20 protein-coding genes are annotated in these 24041 nt (G+C 59.6%); 8 read left to right on the plus strand and 12 right to left on the minus strand.

Annotation, left to right across the window (positions count from 1 at the left end; translation table 11 throughout):
- Positions 1–48: 48 nt before the first annotated feature.
- From OF385_RS04905 to OF385_RS04920, 4 genes are read right to left on the minus strand one after another with little or no spacing between them, the layout of a single operon-like run.
- A complete protein-coding gene (locus OF385_RS04905) occupies positions 49–450 on the minus strand; it encodes a universal stress protein (RefSeq protein ID WP_264277254.1) in 402 nt (133 codons plus the stop codon).
- Positions 447–2042, minus strand: a complete 1596-nt coding sequence (locus tag OF385_RS04910; RefSeq protein ID WP_264277255.1) for a tripartite tricarboxylate transporter permease — start codon at positions 2040–2042, stop codon at positions 447–449. The genes OF385_RS04905 and OF385_RS04910 overlap by 4 nt, the downstream gene beginning before the upstream one ends.
- Positions 2043–2546, minus strand: a complete 504-nt coding sequence (locus OF385_RS04915; protein ID WP_264277256.1) for a tripartite tricarboxylate transporter TctB family protein — start codon at positions 2544–2546, stop codon at positions 2043–2045.
- Positions 2543–3556, minus strand: a complete 1014-nt coding sequence (locus OF385_RS04920) for a Bug family tripartite tricarboxylate transporter substrate binding protein (protein ID WP_264277257.1) — start codon at positions 3554–3556, stop codon at positions 2543–2545. Before OF385_RS04920 ends, OF385_RS04915 begins: the two co-directional genes overlap by 4 nt.
- A 203-nt stretch (positions 3557–3759) precedes the next feature.
- Here OF385_RS04920 and OF385_RS04925 point away from each other — a divergent pair, with 203 nt between their 5' ends.
- Together OF385_RS04925 and OF385_RS04930 are read left to right on the plus strand one after the other, a co-directional pair.
- Positions 3760–5367: an ATP-binding protein gene (locus tag OF385_RS04925; RefSeq protein WP_319019246.1), complete on the plus strand. Its 1608-nt coding sequence runs from the start codon at positions 3760–3762 to the stop codon at positions 5365–5367.
- A gap of 10 nt (positions 5368–5377) precedes the next feature.
- Positions 5378–6052 (plus strand): response regulator, encoded by a 675-nt coding sequence (locus OF385_RS04930; RefSeq protein ID WP_264277258.1) that lies wholly within the window; start codon positions 5378–5380, stop codon positions 6050–6052.
- Positions 6053–6361: 309 nt separating this feature from the next.
- Here the strand turns inward: OF385_RS04930 and OF385_RS04935 are convergent, their stop codons facing one another.
- From OF385_RS04935 to OF385_RS04950, 4 genes are all read right to left on the minus strand, one after another.
- Entirely contained in the window at positions 6362–7222 is an 861-nt protein-coding gene (locus OF385_RS04935) for a prephenate dehydratase (RefSeq protein ID WP_264277259.1), read from the minus strand.
- A gap of 114 nt (positions 7223–7336) precedes the next feature.
- Positions 7337–8353: an NAD-dependent epimerase/dehydratase family protein gene (locus OF385_RS04940; protein ID WP_264277260.1), complete on the minus strand. Its 1017-nt coding sequence runs from the start codon at positions 8351–8353 to the stop codon at positions 7337–7339.
- Positions 8350–10938, minus strand: coding sequence for an alpha/beta fold hydrolase (locus OF385_RS04945; RefSeq protein WP_413468099.1), 2589 nt, complete (start codon positions 10936–10938; stop codon positions 8350–8352). Before OF385_RS04945 ends, OF385_RS04940 begins: the two co-directional genes overlap by 4 nt.
- Positions 10935–11960: a 3-oxoacyl-ACP synthase III gene (locus tag OF385_RS04950; protein ID WP_264277262.1), complete on the minus strand. Its 1026-nt coding sequence runs from the start codon at positions 11958–11960 to the stop codon at positions 10935–10937. The genes OF385_RS04945 and OF385_RS04950 overlap by 4 nt, the downstream gene beginning before the upstream one ends.
- Before the next feature lie 776 nt (positions 11961–12736).
- Here OF385_RS04950 and OF385_RS04955 point away from each other — a divergent pair.
- Positions 12737–13771 carry a LacI family DNA-binding transcriptional regulator gene (locus OF385_RS04955; protein WP_264277263.1) on the plus strand — a complete coding sequence of 345 codons (1035 nt, stop codon included), beginning with the start codon at positions 12737–12739 and terminating at the stop codon, positions 13769–13771.
- A 3-nt stretch (positions 13772–13774) separates the two neighbouring features.
- Here the strand turns inward: OF385_RS04955 and OF385_RS04960 are convergent, their stop codons facing one another.
- Entirely contained in the window at positions 13775–15184 is a 1410-nt protein-coding gene (locus OF385_RS04960; RefSeq protein ID WP_264277264.1) for a glycoside hydrolase family 32 protein, read from the minus strand.
- 532 nt (positions 15185–15716) lie between these two features.
- On the opposite strand from OF385_RS04960, the gene OF385_RS04965 reads away from it, so the two are divergent.
- Positions 15717–17297: a glycoside hydrolase family 68 protein gene (locus OF385_RS04965; RefSeq protein ID WP_264277265.1), complete on the plus strand. Its 1581-nt coding sequence runs from the start codon at positions 15717–15719 to the stop codon at positions 17295–17297.
- Positions 17298–17413: 116 nt separating this feature from the next.
- Here the strand turns inward: OF385_RS04965 and OF385_RS04970 are convergent, their stop codons facing one another.
- Positions 17414–18187, minus strand: coding sequence for an SDR family NAD(P)-dependent oxidoreductase (locus tag OF385_RS04970; protein WP_264277266.1), 774 nt, complete (start codon positions 18185–18187; stop codon positions 17414–17416).
- Positions 18188–18418: 231 nt separating this feature from the next.
- On the opposite strand from OF385_RS04970, the gene OF385_RS04975 reads away from it, so the two are divergent.
- From OF385_RS04975 to OF385_RS04990, 4 genes are all read left to right on the plus strand, one after another.
- Complete coding sequence (locus OF385_RS04975; protein WP_264277267.1) at positions 18419–19759, plus strand: MFS transporter; 1341 nt, start codon at positions 18419–18421, stop codon at positions 19757–19759.
- 29 nt (positions 19760–19788) lie between these two features.
- The gene (locus tag OF385_RS04980) at positions 19789–20676 is read left to right on the plus strand and encodes a transketolase (protein ID WP_264277268.1); all 888 of its coding nucleotides are present in this window, start codon (positions 19789–19791) and stop codon (positions 20674–20676) included.
- Positions 20676–21668, plus strand: a complete 993-nt coding sequence (locus tag OF385_RS04985; RefSeq protein WP_264277269.1) for a transketolase family protein — start codon at positions 20676–20678, stop codon at positions 21666–21668. Before OF385_RS04980 ends, OF385_RS04985 begins: the two co-directional genes overlap by 1 nt.
- A gap of 97 nt (positions 21669–21765) precedes the next feature.
- Positions 21766–22431 (plus strand): GntR family transcriptional regulator, encoded by a 666-nt coding sequence (locus tag OF385_RS04990; RefSeq protein ID WP_264277270.1) that lies wholly within the window; start codon positions 21766–21768, stop codon positions 22429–22431.
- A 119-nt stretch (positions 22432–22550) separates the two neighbouring features.
- Here the strand turns inward: OF385_RS04990 and OF385_RS04995 are convergent, their stop codons facing one another.
- Positions 22551–22853, minus strand: a complete 303-nt coding sequence (locus OF385_RS04995; protein WP_264277271.1) for a DUF1883 domain-containing protein — start codon at positions 22851–22853, stop codon at positions 22551–22553.
- 99 nt (positions 22854–22952) lie between these two features.
- Positions 22953–23999 (minus strand): NAD(P)-dependent alcohol dehydrogenase, encoded by a 1047-nt coding sequence (locus tag OF385_RS05000; RefSeq protein WP_264277272.1) that lies wholly within the window; start codon positions 23997–23999, stop codon positions 22953–22955.
- Positions 24000–24041 lie beyond the last annotated feature (42 nt).

A 24041-nucleotide genomic window follows, 5' to 3' on the forward strand; every position in this document is an offset into this window, starting at 1 on the left:
CACATGGTGCTGGCCCGCTCTCCGTTAATGCCTTGCTTATTTCATGCCCTACCAGTCGTTGCTGGCTTTCAGCGATAGCACCGGGCAACCTGCCTGGAGCAGGACGCGCTGTGCGACCGAACCCATGAGGAATTTGCCCATGGCGCTGCGCTTGCGAAGCCCAATCACAATCAACTGTGCCCGTTGAGCCTCAGCAACCTGCAGAATCTGGTCTGCGGCATCAACGCCCTGGGACCGGCGTTCGATCCAGAAGTCCAGTCCGGTCTCGGCCAAGCGGGACTCCAGCTCGTGGTACTGCTTGGCATCGATGAGCCGGTCATCGACCAGCTGGTCGCCCTTGGAGGAATTGACCACCACCAGTTTGGCATCGCGGCGCCGTGCTTCCTCGATGGCCCCGGCCAGTGCGGTCTCGCCTTCGGGAGAAGGAATGTATCCGACAACTATGCTCATGATTCGTCCTTCCCGTTCTGCTCCTGCCCCTCGCTGTTGACAGCGGCCTTGTGCTTTGGCTCCAGGTGCTCTTCGCCAAAAATCTGCTCGGCGAGAACATCGTGCTTTCCGCGCGAGCGGCGAATGGCGGCGACCAGCAGCGGCAGCAGCAACAGGATCGCAATGATGACGTAGATCGCGACCGCCAGAGGTTCGCTCCAGATTCCGGTGACCGAGCCTGAGGAAAGCTGGAAGGTCTTGCGCAACTGCTCTTCGGCCATGGGGCCGATGATGACGCCGAGGATCAGCGGAAGTACCGGCAGGCCGAAACGGCGCAGCGCGAAGCCGAGCAGGCCGATCAGCAGCAGGATCCACAGATCGGCGACCTGCATGTTGACGGAGAAGGCGCCAAGGGTGGCAAAGAACAGGATTCCGGCATAGAGGTACGGGCGCGGGATCTTCAGCAGCTTGGCCCACAAGGGAGCCAGTGGCAGGTTGATCAGCAACAGCAGCGTATTGCCGATGAACAGGCTGGCGATCAGGGCCCAGACCAGGTCCGGTTCATTCTCGAAGAGGAACGGACCGGGCTGGATGCCCTTCATGGTCAAGAAGGCCAGCATCACCGCGGCGGTGGCGTTGGTCGGCAGGCCCAGGGCCAGCATCGGGGTCAGCGTACCGGCGGCCGAGGCGTTATTCGCTGCCTCCGGGCCAGCCACGCCTTCAATGGCGCCATGGCCGAACTCCTCGGGGTGTTTCGAGAGCTTCTTCTCCGTCACGTAGGACAGGAATGTCGGCACCTCGGCGCCGCCGGCAGGCAATGCACCAAAGGGGAAACCGAAGGCGGTGCCGCGAAGCCATGGCTTCCAGGAGCGCTTCCAGTCATCCTTGCCCATCCATGGCGTGCCGACCGGGATGGTGCGCATCGGGGTACGGCGCAGGTGCGCGGCAATCCAGAGGGCCTCGCCGATAGCGAAGACCGCCACAGCGACCACCACGATGTCGATGCCGTCGACCAATGGCGCAAAGCCGAAGGTGAGGCGCTGCTGGCCGGAGACCGGATCCATGCCGACCAGGCCGATGGCCAGGCCCAGGCCCAGTGCGGCGAAACCACGGATCTTCGAGGATCCGAGCACCGCGGTGACCGTGACCAAGGAGAGCACCATGATGGCGAAGTAGCTCGGAGCGCCAAGGCTCACAGCGAACTTCACGACGATCGGGGTGACCGTGACCAGCAGGGCCGTGCCGATGGTTCCAGCAACAAAGGAACCGATGGCGGCGGTGGCCAATGCCTGCGAAGCACGGCCAGCCTTGGCCATCTTGTGGCCCTCGATGGCGGTGATGACGGTCGCCGATTCACCGGGGGTATTGAGCAGGATGGACGTGGTTGACCCGCCGTACATGCCGCCGTAGTAGATGCCCGCGAACATGATCAGCGCGCTGGAGGTTTCCATGCCGAAGGTCAGCGGCAGCAACAGCGCCACGGCCATCGCCGGTCCGATGCCGGGCAATACGCCGACCGCGGTTCCGAGGATCACGCCGGCAAGGGCGAAGAGCAGATTGATGGGGGTCAGCGCCGAAGCGAAGCCATCCATCAAGAGGCTGAGCGTATCCAATTACAGCACCCCCGAAAGAATTCCGGCCGGCAGCTTAATGCCAAGCCCCAGATAGAAGCCGTAGAACGAACCCAATGCCAGGACCACTGAAATCAGCAGGGTCAGTACCCAGCGGCGGGATCCCAGGCTGATCGCGGTACCGAAGAACAGGATCGTTCCGGAGATGACCCAGCCGGCCCAATTGATCAGCAGGAGGTTCACGACGAAGAAGCCAAGCAGCGGGATCAGGACCTTCCAATCCGAAGGCTGGCTCAGATCCACGTCTTCGCCTTCTTCGCCTTCGGCGAGATTGCCGCGCAGCACGGTGATGCCTAGCGCGATGGAGGAAAGGACCAGGATCCCGGAGACGATGTAGGGGACCGCTTTGGGTCCGATGGCATCGGCCTGGGAGTACGTCGCATGCAGCTGCGACGCGTCAACAAACACGATGATTCCGACGAGCAGAAGAAACGCGGCGAACAGCAGTTCGACGCGTTTCTTCTGAGCGGAAATTACTTCGCTCACGCCAGACCCAGGGTCTTCAGGACGCTGGCTACGCGCTCGTCCTGTTCGGTGAGGAATGCCGAGAAATCATCGCCGGTCATGAACGCATCGGTCCAGCCGTTGGTCTCCAGTGCTTCCTTCCACTGCTCGGACTCGTGCATCTTGGTGATCAGCTCAACCCACTTGGCCTTGTCTTCATCCGAAATTTCAGGAGGAGCGACCAGGCCGCGCCAGTTCGAGAAGACCAGGTCGATATCCGATTCCTTCAAGGTTGGCGCGTCAACGCCTTCAAGGGGCTCTTCGCCGCTGGTGGCAAGGACCCGGACAGAGCCCTTTTCGATCTGCTGCATGTATTCGCCGGCCCCCGAGGCCGCGAATCCGACCTTGTTGCCCAGAATGGCAGGAAGCAGATCGCCGCCGCCATCGAAGGAAACGAAGTTCACATCCTTGGGGTCGATGCCCACAGCCTGGGCGAGTTGCATCGGCAGCAGGTGGTCCGGGCCGCCTGGCGAGGAGCCGCCGCCGACGGAGATCTTGCTCGGGTCCTTCTTCCAGGCCGCGACCAGGTCATCGATGGTCTTGTACGGGGAGTCCTGGGAGACCATGATGGCGCCTGGCTCTTCGATCAGCTTGGCGATCGGGGTGGTGTCCGTCAGCTTGGCTTCGGTGTCATTGGTGTAGCTGGCGCCGACGACGCCAAGACCCATGAGCATGGCCAGATCGCCATTGCCCTTTTCATTGATCATGCGAGCCAGGCCCACGGTTCCACCGGCGCCGGCCAGGTTGAAGACTTCGGGGTTGGTAGCCAGGCCGGCCTCATCCATGACCTTGGCGCCGACTCTGGCGGTGGTGTCGTAGCCGCCGCCGGGAGTATTCGGAACCATGATGCGAAGGTTCGACAGCGGGGCGTTCGACGCCGATGCGTCGCCGCCGGAGGTTTCCGAAGTGACACCGCAGCCGGTCGCGCCCAATGCCAGTGCCGCGGTGGCGGCGAGAGCCGTCAGTGCACGGAAGGATTTGAAGTTTTTCATTGATTTCAGCCTCGTTGCTTTCATCTAAGTTGCGAGTAGTTCCACCCTAAGCATCGTTGTGAACTGGGTCACTCTTGCGTACTCAAAGAAAATACTGTTCATTGTGTAACCAAAAACCAAGATCCGAATCATTCAAAAGGGCGGTAAAGTTGCCCAGTGGCCCGAAGAGGGGAATCCAGGATCTAACGACAGGGAGTCGATGCGTGGGAATCAAAGCTTCACGGCTGAACACCTTTTTCGCTCACCGAATGTCGTTGGCAGGCCAGTACCTGATCCTTCAATTGCTGATTATCGGCGTGGTCCTAGCCGGGGTTGTCGCAGTGTCCCTGACACAATCCACCAACAACTTCGAAAAGGTCGAAGGCCGGCGCAGCCTATCAGCCGCCGAGTCGCTAGCGGCCAATCCGCTGCTGCGGGTGCTTATCCCCAATGCGGCCCCGGAGATGGGTTCGGCACTGCCCGCGATGGCGGAGTCCACCCGCAGTACTTCTGGCCTGCAGTTCGTCGTGCTCGCAGATCGGGATGGAACCGTCATCACCTCGACGTTCCCCGATGACGTGGGCACTTCGATCCTTCATCCTGAATCCCAAGTGGCGGAGGGGCGCGGATGGGCGGGGGACATCACCCGCAATGGCGACCATGTGCTCATAGCCCAGGTGCCAGTGCTCGACGACGCAGGCAAGATGGTCGGCATCGTCAGCGCAGGACAAAGCTACCCCAGCACCCAGGAACTCATCCAAGAAATTGCTCCCAGCGCGCTGATCACCCTTGTCATCGCCGTTGCACTTGGAACCACCGGGTCGGTGCTGCTTTCACGCAGGGTCAAACATCAAACCAGGGGCATGGAGCCGCGGGAAATTGCAGAACTTTTCGAACACCGCGAAGCGCTGCTGCATGGTGTGAAAGAAGGCATCATTTCGGTCTCGCCTGATAGCCGGGTCATGCTGGCCAATGACATCGCTATCGAGTTGCTCCAGTTGCCACTGAACTGTGTCGGCCAAACCCTGACGGAACTGGATGTAGCTCCGCAGGTGACGCGTGCGTTGACGACCCAGCAGCACCAACCTGATAGGCAGTTCCTGATCGGTGAGCGTGTCGTTGTCTTCAACCGCATGCCGGTCAAAACCGCCCGGAAAGACCTTGGGTCTGTCACGACCTTCCGTGACCGTACCGAGCTGACCTTGTTGGAACAAGAGCTGGGTGATAGCAAGGCAACAGCGGACATGCTGCGAGCGCAGACCCATGAATTCGCCAATCACCTGCACGCTATTTCCGGGCTGATCCAGCTCCAGGAATACCAGGAAGTCGTTCGGTTCATCGACGGAGTCAGCTTCAGCCGGAGCAAGGTTTTCGAGGATGTTTCAGCGCACATTGCGGAGCCGACCATTGCCGCCTTATTGATTGCCAAAGCCAGCGTCGCCACTGAACGTGGCATCGTGCTGGAAGTTTCCAAAGACTCTCAATTGGGCCGGGTAGATGAGCAGACCGCGAGGGACCTGACCACGGTCATCGGAAATCTGATCGACAATGCCATGGATGCGATTGCCGAGATTGATGAGCCGGAGATCGTCATCTCGATCCAGGAATTCGATGAGCAGATCACCGTGATTGTTCGAGACAATGGGGCTGGGATTGCCGACGAGGCCATGAAAGAAATTTTCACTCAGGGATTCTCGACCAAGGATGCTTCGGTCTCTGGCGGCCGAGGGTTCGGCCTGGCCCTGAGCAGATTGGTCTGCCGGCGCCGCAATGGGGACATCACAGCGGTCAACGACGAAGGCGCGCAATTTACCGCCACACTCAGAAAGTAGGACGAAACTCGTGATCAAAGTGTTGGTGATCGATGACGACTTCATGGTTGCAAAGGTGCACGCCGGATTCGTCAACAAAGAGCCGGGCTTCATGGTGGCTGGAATAGCCCACACCGCCAGTGACGCCATCAAGGCCGCCACCGAGCTGGACCCGGATCTCGCGCTGCTCGATATCCACCTACCCGATATGAACGGGCTGGAGCTGCTGCAACGGCTGCGCGAGGTCCAGCCGGAACTAGACGTCATCGTTATCAGCGCGGCTCGCGAGATGGAAACTGTTCGCAAGGCGTTGCGTGGTGGGATCGTGCATTACCTCATGAAGCCGTTCTCCTGGGATGACTTGCGTGAGAGATTGAAGCACTATGCCAAGACCTACCAGCCGCTGGATGTGGCCGCAGACCAGGAATTGGAGCAAGCTGACGTGAACCGCCTCTTTGGTCTGGGCGGTCAAAATCGCAGGCCGCTGCCCAAGGGCTGCAGTGCTGAAACTATGGTGCTGGTGGAGAACATCGTGAAGGAAGCCACAGAGCCGATTTCCGCAACGGAAACCGCAGAAAAGCTGGGGACTTCGCGTGTGAGCGCTCGCCGGTATCTGGAGTATCTGGCAGAAGAAAACCTGGCTGTGGTCAATCTTCGTTATGGGGGAGTGGGGCGTCCTGAACGGCGCTACTCCTGGAATAGCTAGTCGCCTGCTTCCACCCTCCAGATCACAACGCCAGCGGGGTTGACCTGGTTTTATCGCGGTGAAAGGGGCGGCGGGCCTTGCCGTGGCAGTAAGTCTGGTGCCTGCTTGGACAGGGGCGGTGCGCGGGCTACCAGCGGCCAATATGATGCCACGTGATTTCTTTGCTGGTAGCCGCAAACATGAAACAAGACCGTCAGCTTCATTTCTTGCGGCAACCAGGACTCATAAGTCCTGGTTGCATGGATATCCACAAGCGAGTTCCTTGCAGCCCCAGAACAAGTCCGTGGACTCTGACATACCTTCTAGCGACTAGACGAACTCCGCCGAGACGCTCGTGCGGTGCTCGCTGGCCGCGTACGTGCCCAGGATCTTGATCTCCCAGGTGAAGAATTCCAGTTCTTCCAATGCCAGGCGGACCGGCAGATCCTCGGGGTGTCCTTCAACGTCAATCATGAACGTCGTCGCAGCGAAGGAAGAGCCGACCATGTAGCTCTCCAAACGCGTGATATTCACGCCATTAGTCGCAAATCCGCCGAGCGCCTTGTACAGGGCGCTAGGAACGTTGCGTACCTTGAAAACCAGGGTGGTGACGGCGGCTTCGGGAAGCTCGGAGCGGGTTGGCAACTCCTGCTTGCGCGCAAGGACGACGAAGCGCGTGGTGTTGGTCGAATCGTCTTCCACACCCGAGGCCAAGACTTCCAGGCCATAGAGCTCTGCGGCCAAGGGCGGAGCCAGCGACAGCTTCGTCGGGTCGTTCCAGTCCCTGACCTCACGCGCTGATCCCGCGGTGTCCCCGGCAATCACCGGAGTCAGCTGGTGCTCGCGGATGATTTTGCGGCACTGGCCCAATGCATGGATGTGGCTGTGCACCTCGGTAGCTTCTTCAACAGAACTGCCCGGCAGACCTAAGAGCTCGAAGCGAATCCGAAGATAATGTTCACCCACAATCTGCAAATCCGATTCGGGCAAGAGGACGTGGATGTCGGCGACACGGCCTGCCAGGGAATTCTCGATCGGAATCATGGCCAGATCCGCTTCGCCGTTTTCCACCATGGCGAACGCATCCTCGAAGCTGGCGCAAGGAACGGCCTGCATATCGGGGAATTGCTGGGTGCAGGCCATATTCGAATTGGAGCCGGCTTCACCTTGGTAAGAAATCTTGTTGCCCATCATTTCAAGGTACCGTCGATTGCCCCGCAACGCGTTGTTGGTGCCATTTCATGACAAAACCGCGACGCCTGGAAAGAATCCAGGGCAGCGCGGTTTTGATCCGATTTCCAGAAGCTAGGCTGGATAGGCCGAGTAATGCGCGGAGAGCTTGGATAGGCCTTCATCGATACTCACTGCAGGTTTCCAATCCAGGACCTCGTGGGTTTCTCGCTGATCAAACCAGTGCGCGGTGGATAGCTGTTCAGCCAGGAAGCGGGTCATCGGGGGCTCGTCCTGGACCAGGCCCCGTGAACCGGCAGCGAGCCAGAGCTTTTCGATGACTGATCCGGCCCCGCGCGCAAGCCAGCCGGGCACGTTGAGTGTCGGCACCGGTGCACCGCCGGCTTGGCAGATTCCGGCAATCAGCTCGCCCACCGAACGCGGTTCGCCATTGGTCACTACGAGCGCGCGCCCGTGCGCGTGATCCATGCGCTCCAGGCCTCGGACAATGGCGGCAGCGGCATTGTCGATGTAGGTGGTGTCGATCAGCGCAGCACCCTGATCGAGCAGCGGGAGCCGCCCGGCCTTGGCGCGTTCGATGACGCGTTCCACCAACTGGGTATCCCCAGGCCCCCATACAACATGCGGGCGAATGGCGGTGACACGGAAGGCACCGGAATCCGCTGCTAAGGCATCGAGTTCGGCTGCCGCCTTGGAACGCGCGTAATGGCCATGGGCCAGCTGCGGGTTGGCGGTGCCAGCGGCGGCCCCGGCCAAGGAATCGCCGAAATGCGCTACCGAGGGAGAAGACACAAAAACGAAATCCTTGATGCCGGCATCTTGCGCTGCCTTGAGCAGGTTGCCGGTCCCGGTGACGTTGATGTCGGCAAACTCCTGCCAGTGCCCGGTGAAGGACACCTTGGCGGCAAGGTGGATCACCGCATCCATGGAAGCCACAGCTTGGGCTACTGCCTGCAGATCAGTCAGCGAACCCAGGACTTCATCGCCGGCGCCGGCCGAGGCACGCCGTTGGAAGGTGCGCACGTGGTGGCCCTTGTCGCGAAGCAGCTGGGCTACCGCTCCGCCGAGCATGCCACTGGCACCGGTGACCAGAACCCGACGAGCCGTCAACGAGGTATCGGAAGTGCTCATGGGGTGCGGATCCTTCCACCGGCCAGTGTTGCACTGGCCCATTGGGCCAACGCCGCCCGGTCGATTTTCGAGTTGTGGCGAATGTCGGTGGGCAAGACCGGCAGCACCAGCACGGCCGCGACCTCGGTTCCGGTGGCAGCGACTGCTGCCCTGACCTTGCTGGCAAGCTCGCTCGATGCCGGGCCCGGTTTGCGTGCAGCGGGCACGGTTTCCATCACGACCACGGCGGCCTGGGTGCCTGCCGGCCCAACGCCCACCAGGGCAGCGCGTCCGGCGCCAGGCACCGATTGCACTGCGTGTTCTGCGGCTACCGGGGTGATCGCACCGGTGGCGGTGCTCAGCACATGTCCCAGACGGCCTTCAACCCACAGCCGTCCAGCATCATCAAGGTGTCCGACATCGCCGGTGCGATGCCAGCCAGCGATGGAACTGCTGGCCTGCTCGGTGATCCACAATCGGTCGTAGCGGTCCTTGACGTGCGGGGCGCGCACCAGGATTTCACCCGTGACACCGGGAACATATTCCGGCTGGTCGCCAGCAATACCCAGCCCGTCGATCGGCGCGATAGCTACCGTGGCTCCGGCTACCGCGGTGCCGACGCATACGCCGTTGCCGTCACCAGCTGCCTGGATTCCCGGCAGATCGATGTCGGTGACGGGCAATGCCTCGGTCATTCCATAAGGGGTATGCACCGTGGCATTGGGCACCAGTTCCTGCACCTTGGCCAAGAGGGATTCCGGGATCGGGGCACCGGCCGAAAGCATCAGCTCAACCCCGGCGAGGGTCTTGCGCTGAGCGGTATTCAGCTCCCGCTTGGTTGCCAGGACATTGGCCAGCGCGGCCGGGGAGGCGAAGACCGTGGTTGCATTCACCGCGACGGCGGCATCGGCCAGGGCGCTGGCGGTCAGCGTGCGAGGCGCCGTGACGTCCATATCCGGGGTGACCGAGGTGGCACCCAAAGCTGGACCCAGCAAGGCGAAGGGAGCGAACCCGGCCACCAATGCCGAGCCAGCCTTCAAGTTGTAGGTTTCACGCAGGGTATCGCGCATGGCGGCCAGTTGCCGGTGGGTGTACACAACACCCTTGGCCGGTCCGGTGGAGCCGGAAGTGAACAGCACAGCCGCATCCGCATCCGGGTCGGCGGCGGCACAATCCGGCGCCTGGGCCGATGCCTTGCTGCCGGCCTCCAGGAGCTCATCCAAGGTATATTCCACGCCCAGCGCCTTGCGCTTGGCCACGGACGGGTTGCCTACGGCGATCTTGGTCCCTGGCCAGCCCAGCAGCCGCGCACCGGTCAGCGCGCGGTCGATGCCAATCAGGAAGCTCGGCCCGGCGCCCTTGATGGCACGGCCCAGGCCCTTGGTGCCCAACCCGGCATCGGCCACTACGATGACCGCGCCCAAGCGCAGGCACGCATAAATCAGGGAAGTCAATTCGATGCCAGGGGGAACCAAGAGGCTCACTCGGTCGCCGGGCTTCACGCCGATCTGCTGCAGGCCGGACGCCAGCGCAGTGACGCGTTCGCCCAGCTCGGCCCACGACAAGGAACGTGGTGGATGGATATCGACCACTGCGGTGCTTTGATCGTCCTGGCGCGAATCCAATTCGGCGAGCATCGGACGATAACCGCCCTGGCCTTGCGCACGTGATGCCGCGTGCGAATCTGAGCGGTCGTTGAGCCAGCTGAAAATCGGTGTGGCGATATCGCGGTCTTCGCCCACCAGATGGCTGGCACCTTCAAAACGGTGCACCTGTGCTTGTGGCAGACGGCCGATCAGATCGCGCAGGTAGCGATCGGAGAAGACCGGATCCTTGGGGCCCCACAGCATCAGCGCCGGGACTTGCAGGGAGCGGACGGCGTCGGAAATTTCATCCAGGGCTGGCCGGCTGGGGTGTTCGGGATCAAAGGGGATGTCGGCAACGAAGTTGGCCACGCCATCGCGTTTCTCCGCGGTCGCATATGGCGCCATGAACGCTGTGCGCACCTGAGGAGCCAGCGCGGGCTGGGCCAGTGAATGGGTGACCTGGAGGAAAGCACGGGTGGTTTTGGTGCCCCAGCCATGCACTGCCGGATGGGAGGCCAATTTCAGGGCCGAAGGCAGTTCGAAGCCGGCAGGGTGGATGGCGGTATTGGTCAGAACGACATTTGCCAGGCGGTCTTGGTGGGCCACGGCCCAGCCCAGGGAAATGATCCCGCCCCAGTCATGGCCGACCGTCGTGATGTTATCGCCCAGGTCCAGGGCGTCAATCAGATTGTCCAGGTCGTTGACCCGGTCTGCCAGGCGGCGGAAGGTGCCGGTGCGATCGGAGAATCCCATGTCCAGCTGGTCGATGGCGACCACGCGCCATGCCAGCTGATTCTCGGAGACGTGGTTCAGCAGGCTGCGCCAGAGGTAGGACCAGGTGGGGTTGCCATGGACACAGATGAGCGTGCCCACCGGGGTGATGCCGCGCTGTGCCAGTTCTTCCTGGTTATCCAGCACATGCCAGCGATGGGTTGTTCCGGGATTATCAACTGCTGAGGTTGATGGAACGCTGAGATACCTTGAGTAGATTTCCTTGACGCCGGGGAAAATCTCGGTCACCAGACAATCTCCATCATCGCGGTGTTTAGTCCGGAGCCCACACCCATGCATAGCACGCGATCGCCGGGCTTGAGCGACTCGGCTTCTTGCGACAGAGTCATCGGCAACGATGCCGGACCGACATTGCCCCACTTGGAGAACGTGATCGGCACACGGTCCTTGATCAGCCCAACGGCCTTGATGATGGCGTTGGTGTAGGACTTGGAGACCTGGTGGGTGACGTAGCGGTCCATGGACTTCCAGTTCCACCCGGTGCGGTGCGCTTCATCCCACGCGTTGACTACCAGATCCAGGCCATTGTCCAGCAGGCCCTTGGTGTCGGTGTACATGCCGCCGGGGCCGCCAACACACAGTTCGTGGTGCTCGGTGCCTGCACGGGAGACACCTCCAAGGATGCGATGGGCTTCCGGGTGGGCATCGGCTGGGCCGATGACAGCGGCGGCGGCACCGGACCCAAGTGTCAGGGTAGCGAATTCGCGCATGTAGTCATCGCGGGTGGAAGTCTCGGCGTTCAGTCGCTCGAAGGTGGTCTCCTGGGTTGCCTTGGCGTCCTCGCCGGCAACGATCAGCGCATACTTGATCTGGCCGGAGTCGATCATATTCGCGGCCAGGCTCATGCCGTTCACGAAGCCGAGGCAGGCGTTGGCCACGTCGAAGTTCATCGCGGAGGAGGGCAAGCCCAAGCCGTTGTGTACCTTGGAAGCCACCGATGGCTCAAGGTTGCGACGGGTCACAGAGGTGTTGATCAGCAAGCCGATTTCGCTGGCGTCAACACCAGCCTGGGCCAACGCCTTTTTGCCGGCAAGGATGGCCGCATCGTCGAATTCGACGCCGTCAGACCACCAGCGGCGTTCCTTGACACCTGAAACCCGCTCGAGAAGTTTCTTGGATAGTCGCAGTCGTTTCAAACTTGGAGCCAGCCGCTCATCGAATTCTGATGAACTCACCACCTCGGGCGCGAGGACGCTGTTCACTGATAAAAGCGCAACGTTGTGGTGCTTAAAGGTGGCATTGCCGTTCAAAGTGTTGCCTTCGTTTCTGCTGGACTATCTGTGCGGTGCATACTGCGATGAAACGTCCTCACCGATGGACGCTGGTAGCGTCTTCGGGAAGTTTGCTCTTCTACATTATTCCTTGACCCGCTGTGAGAAGAACTTGAGCGGGCGATTTCAGCCGACGGCACGAAACGGAATAAACGCAGACTAAGTCGATCCTACAGAGTAGACCTTTGAGATCCATGGAAAGATGCGCATCTCACCTCCGGAAATTGGCAGGAATTTCGTACAGCTCCAACCATTAAGCACAATGCCTTTGAAAAAGATGTAATGGTGGACCGGCGAAAATCCAGGCCATTTTCCAAAGGCGCCCGTGAAGGCAGGGTTAGACCGCGAAAAGTGGCCTTGAAGAACGTTGAAGTCCAACCCATAAGTTGCGACGTATTTAAGGCATCCGGCAGAGGTCGCGACGGTGTCCACATAGGCGATTAGCTTTTGAAGTATGCGGATTTTTCACCGAGCGAGCTGAACCTCTGCGGGAAGACCCGGTAACCGGAAGCTTTTATGCGGCGGCTGCCGAATGGCTGATTTCCACTGCACGGGCAACGGCACCCCACATGGCAGGGCGGCGCAGTGCCATGGGGCGCAACGGGGAAATATTTATCAGTGCCAAGGATGACCGGTTGCGGGTTGGCGGCCCAGCCGAAGTCATCTTGACCGGTATCGCAAATCAGCAGATCCCCGTAGCGCTTGCCTGATTGCAGAGGGTTTAACGTGCGGTTGAGAATGTGAAAAAATAAAGTATGGACAAAAAGCTCGGAAAGTCTGCCCGGGTAGGCATTCGAGATGTTGCCGCCGCTGCAGGGGTTTCTCCCACAACGGTTTCGCATGCGCTCAGCGGCGCGCGCGCCATTAATGCGGAAACACGCTTGCGCGTACTGGACGTGGCTCAAAAGCTCGGCTATTCCCCGGACCCGCGCGCGCGGGGCCTGAGGAGTTCTCGGACATTCACCGTCGGCTTGCTCAGCGACACCATCGCGGTGACGCCGTATGCTGGGCGGATTATCAGTGGCGCGCAAGACGCTGCTGCCGAGCATCAGAGCGTGGTGCTTGCCTTGGACTCCACCGGAGATCCGCAACGTGAACTACTTGGTATTCGCACCTTGGTGGATCATCGAGTTGATGGGTTGGTCTATGCGAAGATGTCTCATCAGTCGGTGACGGTACCCAAAGAGCTGGACGGTATCCCGGTGGTGCTGGCCAACGCTTCGAGCGCCGATCTGGAGTACTCCTCGGTGGTTCCCGACGAACAGCAGATCGGCATTGATGCCACCGCGCATTTGCTCGGCTACGGCCATCGGAAGATCGGCTTTGCCACGGTGACCGATGAAGTTCCAGCCGCGGCAGGTCGCGAGCGCGGCTATCGCGCGGCGTTGGAAGCGGCCGGGATTCGTGCCAACGATGTATGGATTTCAGCGAAAAGTGGCGATGCCCAGGGCGGGCGCGCCGCCGGGCGTGAAATTCTTGGCAGAAAAGATCGACCCACCGCCATTTTCTGTTTCAACGATGAAATGGCTATGGGTGTCTATCAGGCCGCCAACGATCTCGGACTGTCCATTCCTGATGACCTATCGGTCATCGGCGTGGACGATCTCCAGCTGATCACCCAAGCGCTGGTTCCGAACCTGACGACTATCGCGCTGCCCCACTATCAGATGGGGCATTGGGCTGTTTCCCAGTTGTTTGCCCAGGCAACGGCACAGTCGGATGTTCGCACAGCGGAGCTGCTGCGTTGCCAATTGGTGCAGCGCGATTCGGTCGGAGCGCCGAAGCGCTAGCCATCACTGCCGTTGGGTTTCAGCGACTGCCAGTGGCGTCGTGGATGATTCGCGCATATCGGTAGTACCGCCGAAAGACTTAAGCGATAGTTCGTGATCGCCGGGGGAAAGGAAAGCCGTTGAGCTCAGTGTCGCCTGGCCGTCTTCGGCGAAAACCTCAATCGAGGTGGTATCCACCAGGATGTCCAAGGAGAGCTGTCCGTTGTCCACCGGGAGTTTCTCGCTGCGAACTTCTCGATAGGATTCCGGCATGTTGCCGGCGGCTTTGTCGTTATCGCGGTTCAAGAACAGTGTCTGGTCGTTGAAGTTATAGCCAACCGTGACGGTGGAGCCTTGAGCGTCCTTGAGCTGAACCTGGGTTTCTTCGGCCGGCGCACTTTGATCCTGGGATAGATCAACATGGAATCGATAGGCGTCGGATTCGGCTTTGCCCAGTGAAGCCTCTTGGTCCTTTGCCACTGCGCCGGGTTGGGCCACTACCGCTTCGCCCTCGAGTTTCTCCAGCGCATCAATGGGTTTTGAGAACAGCTGGGCATGTCCATCAACGTCACGCAACGAAAGCTGGCGTACCGTGGACATGGTTCCACCGGCCCAATCGCCGAGTGGCAGATCGCCCGCGTACGCCCAGTTGTTCATCCAGCCCAGCGCATAACGCTGCTTCGTAGGATCTTGCGCCGCGGGATCGTCCCAAGTAACGGCCGCGTAGAAGTCTGATCCTGCGTCCAGCCAGCGTGGATCCTTTTCATCGGCTTTGAAGCTCTTGCCATCGAAGGAACCGGTCCAGTAGGTGTAGCCGGTGGTACGACCCGAGTTTGCGCCGTTGGCACTGATGCCCAGCACCCACATGGTGCGTTGCGGATCGCCGTCCACTGACATCGGGAAGAAGTCAGGGCATTCGACGACGCCCAAATCGGTGGTCTCGAAGCCTGATTGGTAGTCCCATGATCTCAGGTCTTTGGAAGTGTAGAAACCGACTTTGTTTCCTTCGGCCAGCAGCATGAGCCATTGATTGCGTTCTTTGTCCCACACGACTTTCGGATCTCGCCAAGCCTCGACGCCGGGATTGTCCATGACTGGATTGCCGTCGTACGAGCTGAATGAATATCCGCCATCGGTTGAGTAGAACAGGGACTGGCGTTGTACGCCGTCGACCTGTTGGGTGACCAAGGAGATCACCGCATTCTTGCCAAAGCCAGCGGTGTTTTCGATATCGACTACCGCGCTGCCGGTCCAGATATCACCGAGACCATTCTTGTACTTCTCGATGGCTATGCCTTCGTCTTTCCAATGAACGAGGTCCGTGGATGTGGCGTGGTACCACTCGGTTCCGTTCCCGTCCGGGTAGTCAGCGTTGTAGAGGTAGTAGAAGTGCCATAGCCCATCGAGGAAAAAAGGGCGCTGCGGGTCGTTCATCCAATTTTTCCCGGGCGTCAGATGCGCGGCAGGGCGATATTCAGACCAGGCCTCAGGGCGCTGGAATTTCGAGTCTTCCTGAGTATGCTGGTCGCCTTCAGGAGTTGGAGAATCTGGCCAAGAACCGAGGAACTGCCATGACACCACGGATCCGAGTGCCAAGAAGCAGAGGACTGCGATCGCTAAAGGCCTTTTGGAGTTCTTTTGCTGTGGTTCTGTCATCGGTCTTTCCAATAGTTGGGTTCGAAACGCCAGACTAGGAGGACGGCGCGGCTGCGACGTCGCAAAGATTTTGGGGGAGAGATCGTGCATCACTACGAGTGACCGCTATCCACGCTAGCGAACATCCAAAACGTTTTGCAAACAGTGTGACGGAACTTTCGTTAAGAATCCTAAAAAATGTGATCCTGCTTCCAAAACGTTTTGGATTGATTGACACAAGCTATGCGGATCCTTAGATTCGACTGTGGAGAGAACGTGTGTCGCGATCCGAGCGATTGTCCGATTCCATATCGAACAAAGGCAAACAATCGTGAACAAGCAACGCACCAAACGCGGCATTCTTGCTGCAGCACTGAGCATCGGGGCGCTCGGAGCAACCTTGATTTCGGGGCCAGCAATGGCTGCAACCGAACCAGTACCTGGCTTCCCTCAGCCAACCGAACACACCCAGAAGGCCTACAGCCCAACCGACGACTTCACCTCGCGTTGGACCCGTGCTGACGCAAAGCAGCTCAAGGCCATGTCTGATCCAAACGCAGGTTCACGTGAGAACTCCATGCCAACGGAGTACACCATGCCAACCATTCCCCAGGAATTTCCTGACATGAGCAATGAGGAAGTCTGGGTCTGGGATACTTGGCCACTGACTGACGAGAATGCCAACCAGTACAGCGTTAACGGCCAGGAGATCATCTTCTCCCTGGTTGCCGACCGCGACCTCGGCTTCGATGAGCGTCACCAGTACGCACGCATCGGCTACTTCTACCGCCCAGCTGGCGTTCCAGCTGATGAGCGTCCAGAAGATGGCGGCTGGACCTACGGCGGCCAGGTCTTCGATGAAGGAGTCACCGGCAAGATCTTCGAGGACCAGTCCTTCAGCCACCAGACCCAGTGGTCCGGCTCGGCACGGGTGACCAAAAACGGCGAAATCAAGCTGTTCTTCACCGATGTTGCGTTCTACCGCGACCAGGATGGCAAGGATATCAAGCCCTATGACCCCCGCATCGCATTGAGCGTTGGGCACGTCCACTCCAACAAGAATGGCGTGAAGCTGACCGGCTTCAACAAGGTCACCGAACTGCTTCAGGCAGACGGCAAGTACTACCAGACCGCAGAGCAGAACTCCTTCTTCAACTTCCGCGATCCGTTCACCTTCGAGGATCCGGCACACCCCGGCGAGACCTACATGGTCTTCGAGGGCAACACCGCGCAGAACCGCGACTCGGCCAAGTGCACCTCCAAGGATCTCGGCTACCGCGAGGGCGAAACCAACGGTGAAACCGTTGACGAAGTGAACAAGTCCGGGGCAACCTACCAGATCGGTAACGTTGGCCTGGCTCGCGCCAAGAACAAGGAACTGACCGAGTGGGAGTTCCTGCCACCGATCCTGTCCGCTAATTGCGTCACCGACCAGACCGAGCGCCCGCAGATCTACATGCAGGATGGCAAGTACTATCTGTTCACCATTAGCCACCGCTCCACCTTCGCCGCCGGCATCGACGGCCCAGAAGGCGTCTACGGCTTCGTCGGCAACGGGATCCGCAGCGACTACCAGCCACTGAACCGCGGTTCGGGCCTGGCGCTGGGTAGCCCTTCGAACCTGAACTTTGCTGCAGGCAGCCCATTCGCTCCTGACTACAACCAGCACCCAGGTCAGTTCCAGGCATACTCGCACTATGTCATGCCTGGCGGTCTGGTTCAGTCCTTCATCGATACCATCGGAACCAAGGATAACTTCGTGCGCGGTGGGACTCTTGGCCCAACCGTCAAGCTGAACATCAAGGGTGACTCGGCAACTGTCGACTACAACTACGGCGACAACGGTCTTGGCGGATGGGCAGATATCCCAGCCAACCGCGAGCTGAAGAACAGCAACGCAGTAGCCAAGTAATTTGATAGATCGTTACACATCGCGCACTCGATAAAAATTGGGGCGTAAGACTTAGCGACGACAACGGCCGCTACTCCAACTTTTGGTTGGGGTAGCGGCCGTTGCATTTTGTGCGGCTAGTGCATGTGGCTGCCACCGTTGATATCAAGAGTGGTGCCGGTCAGATATGAGGCTGCCTCGCTGGACAGGAATGTAATGACCGCCGAGACTTCTTCGGTGGTTGCGGTGCGGCCAATCGGGATGTCGCGAGCGATGGCGGCTTCGGTCTCAGGCGTGGATCCAACGCGGATATTGGTGTCGACGGCACCCGGGGTGACCGCGTTGACGGTGACGCCGCTGTCTCCGAGCTCGCGGGCAAGGGCCTTGGTGAATCCGAGGACCGCCGCCTTGGCTGCCGAATAAGGGACCTTGCCGAACACGCCTCCGCCGCGCTGCGCGGAAACCGACGACATGTTAACGATTCGTCCCCATCCGTTGGCGATCATCTCTGGAAGGAACGCCTTGGTGACGAGATAGGTGCCGGTCGCGTTGACCGCGAAAATCTTGTCCCACAACTCGCGCGTGGTTTCCAAGAAGGGGACCGGTGAAGTGATGCCAGCAATGTTGGCTAGCGCACCGACAACTGGAAGGTTGCCGGCTGCTACTTCAGCTTGAACTGCTTCCTGAGCGGCGGTGACCGAGTTTTCGTCGGCGACGTCAACGCTGTAGCCGAATGCCGGTACGCCGTGCGCTGCACCTATTTCTTGGGCTACTTCAGAAGCTTTGGCGCCATCCAGATCGAGGATGACCACGGCCCAGCCTTCCTTGGCGAAGCGGTTGGCGGTAGCCATGCCGATGCCTTGTGGGGATGCGGCTCCGGTGATGACTGCGGTGCGTGAAACGTTGCCCATGATTGGACTCCTTTGGAATCTTGACGGCAAGCGTTTCAGTGCGACGCCGTCGTCTCGTCTTGTGATGGAAGACACTTTATCCATGTCGACTGTTAACAGTCAACTGTTAAAAATAAGTTGGTGTTAACTGTTGACAATGGAGAGTGGTGTGAAACACACTGGTGGACGTATCCTGTTGACTGTTGACAATGACCGTCCAATGAAGGGCTGTCATCCTGAAAGGTTAGTGACATGACGAACCAAGGACTTGCGATGCGTGGACATGTCCACGGCACCAAGGATGCCAAACGCGTCGCTATCGGTTCCAGCGTTGGAGCCGTCATTGAGACTTATGATTTCATCGGCTTCGGCACCGCCGCCGCACTGTATTTCGGCACGGCCTTCTTCCCAAGCGACAATGCTGTCACCGGAACGCTGGCCGCATTCGCAACTCTCGGTGTCGGCTTCGCCGCTCGCCCTCTGGGAGGCATCCTCGGCGGCCACCTGGGAGATAAGGTCGGTCGAAAGCCGGTGCTGGTTGCATCGCTCGTGCTGATGGGCCTGTCCACTTTCGCCATCGGCTTGTTGCCGACTTTCTCGCAAGTAGGCATGCTGGCGCCGACACTTCTGGTGCTCATTCGCATCATCCAGGGCTTGGCCTTCGGCGCCGAGTGGGGCGGAGCGATCCTCATGAGCTATGAGCACGCCCCATGGAAGAAGAAGGGCAAGTACACCGGCATCGTCCAAGCGGGTTTCCCAATCGGATTGCTGTTGGCCAATGTCGTCTTCCTCTACAGCGTGAATCTCGACGGCGACTGGGCCTGGCGTGTGCCATTCCTGGCTAGCCTGTTGCTGGTATTCATCGGTTTGCTGATTCGCTCCAAAGTGCCGGAATCTCCGGTGTTCGAGGAAGTGAAAAGCTCCGGCGATATCTCGCGTTCGCCAATTATCGAAGTGATCCGCGATGACTGGCGCAACATCTTGCGTGGTATCGGGCTGCGCGTGGCAGAAACCGCCGGCTACGCAGTATCCATTACCTACATGATTTCCTACCTTCACGACAGCGGATTGGCCGACAAGACCCAGACCCTGTTTGCGCTATGCATTGCAGCTGCGATCGGCATCTTCGCCACTATGTTCTGGGGCTCGCTCACCGATAAGATCGGCCGCCGCCCGCTGTACCTGATCTCCACCGGCTTTGCAGTGCTCTTTGGAATTCCCATGTTCCTCTTGGTCAACACGGGACTGTTCTTCCTGATTATCGCCACGGTCGTCATTTCCTACGCTGTCTGCCAGAACTCGCTGGCCGGTGTACAGGGAGCATGGTTCCCGGAGCTGTTCCAGGCCAAGACTCGCTCGTCTGGTGCGTCGCTCGCTTATCAGATCTCCGCCATGGTCTCCGGGTTCACGCCTTTCATCACCACCTTGCTCTTCGTAGCCTTCGGCTGGGTCGGCCCGGCGTTGCTCTTCAGTCTGTACGGAGCCATCGGCCTCTGGGCAGCGCTGGTCACACGTGAAACCTGGGGCAAGAACGAACGTCGCTTGGCCGACGAGGCCGAACAAGCCACCCCCGCACACAAAATCCAAGCCTAACCGGCCCCGCAATTACTGAAGGATCAGACATGAACGCATCAACTGTTGCCACTGCTAATCCCACGGCGGTGAGCACCGAGCGCCGTCAGAAGGTGGAGGAATTCGCCTACAAAGCACGACACCATGCACTGAACATGGGCGAGGTCCAAGGCCAGGGCTATGTTGGCCAAGCCCTGGGATCCGCCGACATGTTTGCAGCTGTATATGCAGACCAGCTGAATTACCGCGCAGAAGATCCAAACTGGGATCAGCGTGATCGTTTCCTGCTATCGACCGGACACTACGCCATCGGCCACTATGCCGCATTGGCCCAGGCCGGGATCGTACCGATCGACGAGCTTGAGACCTACGGTTCGGATGACTCCCGCCTGCCAATGTCGGGAATGTCCACCTATACTCCGGGCATGGAAATTTCCGGCGGTTCGCTGGGGCACGGCCTGCCAATCGCCATCGGCACCGCGTTGGGATTGCGCCACCAGGGGTCCTCGGCACGCGTCATCAACTTCATGTCGGACGGCGAACTGGACGAAGGATCAACCTGGGAAGCGGTGATGGGAGCCCACCACCATGGATTGGGAAACCTGACCGTCCTCGTCGATATCAACGCGCTGCAGGCTGATGGAAAAACCGACACCGTCTTGCGCACTGAACCAGTTGCCGACAAATGGGCCGCCAGCGGCTGGTTCGTGCAGCGCGTCGACGGCAATGATGCCGGCGCGTTGCTGGCCGCATTCGACGCGGTGGCAGCCGAAGCAAAGAACGATGCCCGCCCATCGGTGATCCTCTGCGATACCCGTATCGGGCGCGGGGTGCCGCTATTGGAACAGCGTGAAAAAGCGCACTTCATGCGGATTGAAGAAAACGAATGGCAGATCTGCCGTGAGCAACTCACTGCGGGCTACGAAGGAGAGAAGTAATGACCAGCACCCCGGCAAAGACCCGGCTCAAGACCTCGGCCATGATCGCCTCCTTCGCAGATCCTGGCCAGACGACGGCTCCGGCGCCATTTGGCCATGCGCTGGTCAAGGCCGCAGAGGAAAACCCTGCCATCGTCGGTCTGACAGCGGACCTCGGAAAATACACGGATATGCACATCTTCGCCAAGGCCTTCCCAGAGCGCTTCTTCCAGATGGGCATGGCAGAGCAGCTGCTAATCGGCGCGGCAACCGGCATGGCTCAGACCGGCCTGGTGCCCTTTGCCTCGACCTACTCGGTTTTCGCTGCTCGTCGCGCCTACGACTTCCTGTGCCTGGATGCAGCCGAGCCGAACCTGAACGTCAACATCGTCGGCGGGCTGCCAGGGCTGACTACCGGGTACGGACCAAGCCACCAGGCAACCGAAGACATGGCCATCTTCCGTGGCATGCCGAACCTGACCATTGTTGATCCGTGCGACTCGGTGGACATCGAACAGGCAGTGCCGCAGCTGGCGGCCAGCGACGGCCCCAGTTATTTGCGCTTGCTGCGTGGCAACGTTCCCACGGTGCTCGATGAGTACGATTACAGCTTTGAACTGGGCAAGGCGAAGGTGTTGCGCCCAGGTAAGGACGTCGTCATGGTTTCCAGCGGTCTGATGACCATGCGTGCCTTGAGCGCAGCCAAGGAATTGGAAAAGCACAACGTTGATGTCTCGGTAGTTCACACCCCGACCATCAAGCCATTTGATTCCGAGACGGTACTGCGCGAAATCAACACCGATCGTCTGGCGCTGACGCTGGAAAACCACACGGTGGTCGGCGGGCTTTTTGAAACGGTGGCTTCGTCCATGGTTCAAGCTGGAATCGGCAAGCAGGTTCTCCCGGTTGGGCTTCCAGACGAGTTCCTGCATGCTGGCGCGCTGCCAACCTTGCATGACCGTTACGGGCTATCGGTAGTCCGTATTGTGCAGAAGGTGCTCGCAGGACTGTAGTAAATTCCGGGAACCGCGTTATCCGCGGTTCCCGGCGACTACTATGGAACCAAACGTGCAACTGTCGACTGTTGACTCATAGAAGAGGGTGGAAACCATGGCTGCAGGACCAATGGCCTTGTTGGGGCTTGAAAAAACGAGCCTGAGGGAACAAACCCTCACTGCCTTGCGCCAGGCCATCACCACCGGGCAGCTCGAACCAGGAAAGCATCTGGTGGAAACCGAGCTGTCCGAGATGCTCAATATCAGCCGCGGCACGTTGCGCGAAGCACTGCGTCAGCTCCAGCAGGAAGGCCTGGTTGCACCCGGCGCGCGGGGACGGCTCTCGGTGCGCAGCTTGGACGTCAAGGAGATCAGGGACATCTTTGCGGTGCGCGCCGCGCTGGAGACACTGGCTGCACAGACGCTATGCCGACTCGATGACCGAAGCGATGCCGTCGCCCAATTGCGATCGGCCCTGAAACTCATGGACAACGAAGTCAAGCATAGCCTTGAACGCGGTATCGAAGCGGATCTCGACTTCCACCGAGTGCTTTGCCGGATCACCGGCAACGAGTCGCTGCTCCACGCATGGGAACAGCTTGAAGGTAGCATTCGCATGTCCATCATGTGGGCCGGCAAAGAGCGCGGAATCAAGAACATGGATGTCTCTCGCCACGAAGAAATCGTTGATGCTATCGATTCGGCTGATGTCGGGTTGGCTGCTGCCGTGATCAGTGCGCACATGGACACCGCTGCAGAAGTTCTCGTCTCGTCGAAGTAGCTGAGGGTTCCTGGCCAACAGGACGACCGCACTGGAATTAAGGCAAGGCAGCGCGCGTGTACTGATGAGTGTCAGGGGTGTACGCGCGTTGAGCCGTTCGGCAGATCGCCATCGGCTGTCTAGGACCTTCGTTCTTCAAGCTTTTGCGGTGGTGCAACGATGACCTCATGGCGAACGCCACGGCCGGGCAGACCCTCAAGATCGATGACTAAGAACCAGGGCCCTGAATGCGGTACTTTGACCCGGTAGGGCGCTCGGCGGGCGACGCCGCCGTGAAAGTCGTATTTTTCACCGTCTTCGAAGGACGCGAAATTCTCTGGATCCATCAGCCTGACATTGGCTAGTCCGCTGAGAGTCACCACCAAGACGCTGCCTCGCTCTAGATGTTCCCAAGAGTATTCTGCGAAATTTGGTTCGGTCACGAGGAAACTTTCTGATGAACGGGAAGACTTCAAGGACGAGCGGCGTCCGATCCACCAACCTATCAGTTGATGAATCGGACGCCGCCAAGAGTTCAATGACTAGGCCATCGTCGCGGTGTCAATCACGAAGCGGTAGCGGACATCCGACTTCAGGACGCGCTCGTAAGCCTCGTTGATCTGGTCTGCAGAAATGATTTCAATTTCTGCGCCGATACCGTGCTCGCCGCAGAAGTCCAGCATTTCCTGGGTCTCCTTGATTCCACCAATGCTGGAACCAGCGAAGGAGCGGCGTCCACCGATCAGGGCGAACGCGTTCACGGGAAGCGGCTCAGCGGGAGCACCAACATTGACCAAGGTGCCATCAACACGCAGCAACTGCAGGTAGGAACTGATGTCGATCGAGGCGCTGACCGTGTTGATGATGAGGTCGAAGGTCTTGTGCAGATCCTTGAAGGTGCTCTCGTCGCTGGTAGCGCGGTAGTCGCTAGCGCCGAGCTTCAAGCCGTCTTCCTTCTTCTTCAGCGACTGGGACAGAACGGTCACGTCGGCGCCCATGGCGCTGGCGATCTTCACTGCCATGTGGCCCAAGCCGCCCAAACCTACGACAGCAACCTTCTTGCCCGGGCCTGCGTTCCAATGGTGCAGCGGCGAGTAGGTGGTGATGCCGGCGCAAAGCAGGGGAGCCGCAACATCAAGCTCGATGCCATCAGGGATGCTCAGGACAAAGTCTTCGGTGACAACCACGTTGGTGGTGTAGCCACCCTGGGTGATGGTGCCGTCGCGGTCGGTGGCACCGTAGGTGCCAACCATGCCCTCAACGCAGAACTGTTCTTCCCCGGCAACACAGTATTCGCACTTGCCGCAGGAGTTGACCATGCAGCCCACGCCGACACGGTCGCCGACCTTGTGCTTGGTGACCTCGGAGCCGACCTCTGCAACGATGCCAGCGATTTCGTGCCCTGGAGCCAGGGGGTAGGACTGCGGTCCCCAATCGCCCTTAACGGTGTGGATGTCGGAGTGGCAGATGCCGGCGAACTTGATGTCGATCAGAACGTCCTTTGGACCCACTGCCCGACGCTCGATCTGGATCGGAGCCAGTGGCTCAGTTGCTGATGGGGCTGCATATGCATTGGCGATAGTTGTCATAGGAGTGTTCTTCCTTTGTTTATCTGTTTACTTGTCACCGTC

This window comes from Glutamicibacter sp. JL.03c, assembly GCF_025854375.1.
Lineage (GTDB): Bacteria > Actinomycetota > Actinomycetes > Actinomycetales > Micrococcaceae > Glutamicibacter.